General features: G+C 67.4%; 3 protein-coding genes. 1 reads left to right on the top strand and 2 read right to left on the bottom strand.

What is annotated here, in order from left to right:
* Positions 1–346: 346 nt before the first annotated feature.
* Complete coding sequence (locus tag U9980_RS03430) at positions 347–1,321, top strand: zinc-binding dehydrogenase (RefSeq protein ID WP_322766645.1); 975 nt, start codon at positions 347–349, stop codon at positions 1,319–1,321.
* A gap of 71 nt (positions 1,322–1,392) precedes the next feature.
* Here the strand turns inward: U9980_RS03430 and U9980_RS03425 are convergent, their stop codons facing one another.
* Both U9980_RS03425 and U9980_RS03420 read right to left on the bottom strand, forming a co-directional pair.
* Positions 1,393–1,569, bottom strand: coding sequence for a DUF6104 family protein (locus tag U9980_RS03425; RefSeq protein ID WP_322749123.1), 177 nt, complete (start codon positions 1,567–1,569; stop codon positions 1,393–1,395).
* 103 nt (positions 1,570–1,672) lie between these two features.
* Entirely contained in the window at positions 1,673–5,365 is a 3,693-nt protein-coding gene (locus U9980_RS03420) for a multifunctional oxoglutarate decarboxylase/oxoglutarate dehydrogenase thiamine pyrophosphate-binding subunit/dihydrolipoyllysine-residue succinyltransferase subunit (RefSeq protein ID WP_322766644.1), read from the bottom strand.
* Between the last annotated feature and the right edge of the window lie 37 nt (positions 5,366–5,402).

Raw genomic sequence — 5,402 nt, 5'->3', positions numbered from 1 at the left:
TCGTTGCCGGCGTGTGCAGATGGTGCAGGGTCGGCTACCAGAACGGGCGTGCGCTGTCTGCGGCGGAACCATCGGGACGAGCCCATACTGGTCGCCGGTACCTGTTTGTGTGACACCACATCGAAGAGTGGAGCACAGTTTGGACGGCCACGCGATGGGCGCCGCGCTGCTCGTGAGCTTACCCACCCGTTTATTGTGATCATATCGATTGTCTGTCGGGTGGGTTTTGGGCTGGTGTCGCTGTGCCTCGCTGTGCCTCGCTGTGCCGATCGGTGGCAGTCGCCTTCGCATCCGCTGGCGCATCCACTGGGCCGCATTGCATCCGCAGCGGCTCTACTGTGTACCGATGCTCGCTGTTTCCGCCGTCTCGCAGAGCCCTGACGATCCGCTGTCTGGTCTGGCTGTCACGCAGCGGCCAGAACCCTCCGTCCCCGACGGCTGGACGACGGTGGCCGTCCGGGCGGCAGCGCTCAACCATCATGATCTTTTCAGTCTGCGCGGGGTTGGGCTACCTGCGGACCGGCTGCCGATGATCCTGGGGTGTGATGCGGCCGGCGTGAGCGCGGACGGCGAGGATGTCATCGTCCACGCGGTCGTCGGTGACCCGGCCGCGGGTGGCGGCGACGAGACGCTTGACCCGCGACGTTCGCTGCTCTCGGAGCTGCATCAGGGAACCCTTGCCGAGGTGGTGACCGTACCGCGGCGCAACCTCGTGCCCAAGCCCGCGTCGCTGTCCTTCGAGGAGGCCGCCTGCCTGCCGACGGCCTGGCTGACCGCCTACCGGATGGTCGTCAACCGGGCCGGACTGCCGCCCGCCGGTGGTGGCACCGTGCTGGTGCAGGGTGCGGGTGGTGGTGTGTCCACCGCCGCGATCATGATTGCGAAGGCCGCCGGCCATACCGTTTTCGTCACCTCGCGAGAGGCATCCAAACGCGAGCGGGCAATCAAGATCGGTGCGGACGGGGCGTTCGAATCCGGGGCACGGCTACCGGTCAAGGTGGATGCGGTCATCGAGACTGTTGGCGCGGCGACCTGGGCGCACTCGGTGCGGGCGCTGCGTCCAGGCGGCCGGATCGTGTGCGCCGGCGCGACGAGTGGCGCGAACCCGCCGGCCGAGTTGAACCGGATCTTCTTCCTGCAACTGTCGGTGATCGGTTCGACCATGGGCACCCGCGACGAGCTGGCCGACCTCGCGACCCTGGCCGATCGCGTCGGCCTACGGCCGCTCATCGCCGATGTCCGGCCGTTGGCGGATGCGCGCGCGTCGTTCGCGCAGTTGGCCGACGGCGAGGTCTTCGGCAAACTCGTCCTCACCGTCTGATGCTCACCGTCCGAGGCCGATCTGAGGTGGCCGTCAGCCGCCGATTTCGGCCGGTCTCAGCCGTGCCCGTCTCAGCCGTCCGGGTCGTCGAGCCGGGCCAGGTAGGTGGCCAGTTCCTCGACTGCATCCTCGTATTGAGGATGCAGATCGACGAACGCGCGCAACTCGTCGGCGAGCCAGTCGAGCGTCACGGTCTCCCCACCGCGACGCGTTGACAGCTCCTCGATACCCCTGTCGGTGAAGTACACCGTCCGCTCCGCTTCCCGGCCCCTCTTTCAGGCGCTCTCAGAGGGCCAAAGGGCATGTGATGATCGTCAGATCGCGCGCCCGGAGGCCGCAGTCTCCGGAGCGCTATGCGGTGAACGCCGCCTCGACCAGCGCCTTCTGCTCCTTCTCGTGCACCGAGGAGGACCCGGACGCGGGCGCGGCCGACGCCTTGCGTGACACCCGACGCAACCGTAGCCCCGCTGGCAGGGCGTCGGGCAGGTGGATGGCCATGTGCGGGTAGGCACCCTGGTTGGCCGGCTCCTCCTGGACCCAGACCACGTCGGCCAGGTTCGGGTAGCTTTTCAGGACGTCACCGAGCTCCGTGACCGGCGTCGGGTAGAGCTGTTCGATCCGGACGAGCGCGGTGTCGAGGACTTTCTTGCCGGTCTGCTCGGCCAGGAGGTCGTAGTAGACCTTCCCGCCTGACAGCAGTACCTTCCGGACGCCAGCCCGGTCGCTGATCCCGGCATCGTCGATCACCGGCCGCCATGACCCGGACGTCAGCTCCTCGACCGTCGAGGTCGCGGCCTTCAGCCGCAGCATCGACTTGGGGGTGAACACCACCATCGGACGCCGCACCGGCGAGAGCGCCTGACGACGCAGCAGATGGAAGTAACTGGCCGGGCTCGACGGGGCGGAGACCACCATGTTGTTCTCGGCGCACAGCGACAGGAACCGCTCGATCCGGGCGGAGGAGTGGTCCGGGCCCTGACCCTCATAGCCGTGCGGGAGCAGGAGGCCGACCGAGTTGCGCTGGCCCCACTTGGCTTCACCCGCCGCGATGAACTCATCGATGATCGACTGCGCCCCGTTCGCGAAGTCGCCGAACTGTGCCTCCCACAGCACGAGCGCTTCTGGGCGGGCCACCGAGTAGCCGTACTCGAAACCCATCGCCGCGAACTCGCTCAGCAGCGAGTCGTGGACGTAGAAGGTGCCGGCGCCGTCCTCGGCCTCCAGCGACTTCAGCGGGGAGTAGTCCTCACCGGTGTGCCGGTCGACCAGAACGGCGTGCCGCTGGCCGAAGGTGCCGCGCCGGCTGTCCTGCCCGGCAAGGCGGATGGGCCGACCGTCGAGCAGGATTGAACCGAACGCGATGGTCTCCGCGCACGCCCAGTCGATCGTTCCGTTCGCGATCATCTGGGCTCGGCGTTCGAGCTGCGGGCGCAGCCGGGGGTGGACGGTGAATCCGGCCGGCAGGGCGGTCTGCGTGTCGATGATCATCTTGATGGTGTCCAGGGACACGGCGGTGGACACGGCGGCGGCCGCTGCGGCCTCCGCCGGTGTCGTCACCAGCCGGGGTCCGCGAGCCGGGCGCTGGGTGGTGTCACGGGTCTCCGCGAACGCCTTCTCCAGCTGCGCCGAGTAGTTCTTCATGGCCTGCTCGGCCTCGGCCAGCGTGATGTCACCACGGCCGATCAGCGCTTCGGTGTAGAGCTTGCGGACCGACCGCTTCGTGGCGATCGTGTCGTACATCAGCGGCTGGGTGAACGACGGCTCGTCCATCTCGTTGTGCCCGCGCCGCCGGTAGCACACCATGTCGATGACGACGTCCTTGTGGAACGCCTGCCGGTACTCGAAGGCCAACCGGGCCACCCGGACACACGCCTCGGGGTCGTCCCCGTTCACGTGGAAGATCGGGGCCTGCACCATCCGGGCGACGTCGGTCGCATACACCGACGAGCGGCTGGCGATCGGCGAGGTCGTGAACCCGACCTGGTTGTTGATGACGACGTGCACAGTCCCGCCGGTGCGGTAACCGCGCAGCTGCGAAAGGTTCAACGTTTCGGCGACCACACCCTGGCCGGCGAAGGCTGCATCCCCGTGGACGAGCACGGGCAGGACGGTGAACCCCTCGGGACCCTTGTTGAGCATGTCCTGCTTGGCCCGGGTGACACCTTCGAGCACCGGGTCGACCGCCTCCAGGTGGGACGGGTTGGACACGAGCGAAATCCGCACCTGACGGCCGTCCGGGCTGCTGTAGAGGCCCTCCGCGCCGAGGTGGTACTTCACATCGCCCGAACCGTGTGCGGTCTGCGGGTCGACGTAGCCCTCGAACTCGGCGAAGATCTGTCGATAGGACTTGCCGACGATGTTCGCCAGCACGTTCAGGCGGCCGCGGTGGGCCATCCCGAAGGTGACCTCGTCCATTTCCGCCTCGGCGGCCTGCTGGAGTACCTCGTCGAGCAACGGGATCGCCGATTCGGAGCCTTCGAGGGAGAACCGCCGCTGCCCCACGTACTTGGTCTGCAGGAACGACTCGAACGCCTCGGCCGCACCGAGCCGCTCAAGGACGTGCAGCTGCTCGGCCGGGTCTGGCCGCTCAGCGGCCCGCTCGACCCGCTGCTGGATCCAGCCCCGTTCATCGGGCTCCTGGATGTGCATGTACTCGATGCCGACCCGACGACAGTAGGAGTCCCGCAGGACACCGAGAATATCGCGTAGCGTCATCCTACGGTGGCTGGCGAAGCCGTCGACGGGGAACTCGCGGTCGAGGTCCCACAGGGTCAGGCCGTGGCTGATGATGTCGAGGTCGGGATGGCTGCGGATGGCGAACTCGAGGGGGTTCGTGTCGGCCATGAGGTGTCCGCGCACCCGGTAGGCGTGGATCAGTTCGAGGACCCGGGTGCCGTGGTCGAGGTCACCTTCGTGGGACGAGGTGATGTCGGTGACCCACCGCACCGGCTCGTACGGGATGCGCAGCGAGCGGAAGATTCCCTCGTAGAAGTCATCCTCGCCGAGCAACAGCTGGTGCATGCGGCGCAGGTACTCGCCGGACTGCGCACCCTGGATGATCCGGTGGTCGTAGGTGCTGGTCAGCGTGATGATCTTTGAGACCGCCAGCTTCGCCAGCGTCTCGGTGGAGGCGCCCTGGAATTCGGCCGGGTATTCCATGGCACCGACACCGATGATCGTCCCCTGACCCTGCATGAGGCGCGGAACCGAATGCACGGTGCCGATGCCCCCGGGGTTGGTCAGAGTGATCGTCACATCGGCGAAGTCGTCGGCGGTGAGCTTGTTCGTCCGAGCCCGCCGTACAAGATCTTCGTAGGTGAGCCAGAACTGGCTGAAGTCCATGGCCTGGGCCTGTTTGACCGCGGCCACCACCAGCTGCCGGGACGACCCCTTGACCAGGTCGATGGCGAGACCGAGGTTGACGTACTCCGGTGCGACCAGCGTCGGCTTGCCGTCGATCTCGCCATACGAGTAGTTCATGGCCGGCGCCGTCTCAAGGGCCTTGACCATCGCATACCCGATCAGATGGGTGAACGAGACCTTGCCGCCACGGGAACGGGCCAGGTGCCGGTTGATGACGATCCGGTTATCCGCGATCAGCTTGGCCGGGACCGCGCGTACGGAGGTCGCAGTCGGGACGTGCAGGGACGTCTCCATGTTGGCGACGACCCGGGCGGCGGCACCACGCAGTGGCGAGGTCGGGACGCCGTTGGTCGGGGTTGGTGCGACGTACCTGGATGTCGGCGCCGATGTCCGGGCCGGTGCAGGCGCAGGCGCGCTGGGCGCCGCGGCACTCGGTGCGCCGGTGGGCGCCGCGTCCACCTGGCTCGGCTGCGGCACCGAACCAGCTGTGACAACAGGGGGGACGGGCCCGGTCGTACTCGGCTGCCCGTTCACCTCGCCCGGTTGATAGTCGGAGAGGAACTCGCGCCACTCCGGCGAAACACTCTCAGGGTCCGCGAGATACTGCTGGTAGATCTCGAATACCAGCCACTCGTTGGGGCCGAAGTCGGGTCCGGACTCGGGTACCGTCGGTGCTGTCACGGGGGCGTTCCCCTCTATCTACCCTTTGTTATTGCCC

Origin of the sequence: Protofrankia sp. Cr1 (genome assembly GCF_963555865.1) — a bacterium.
In the GTDB taxonomy this organism is placed as follows: Bacteria; Actinomycetota; Actinomycetes; order Frankiales; family Frankiaceae; genus Protofrankia.
This window is presented reverse-complemented; position numbering and strand designations above follow the sequence as displayed.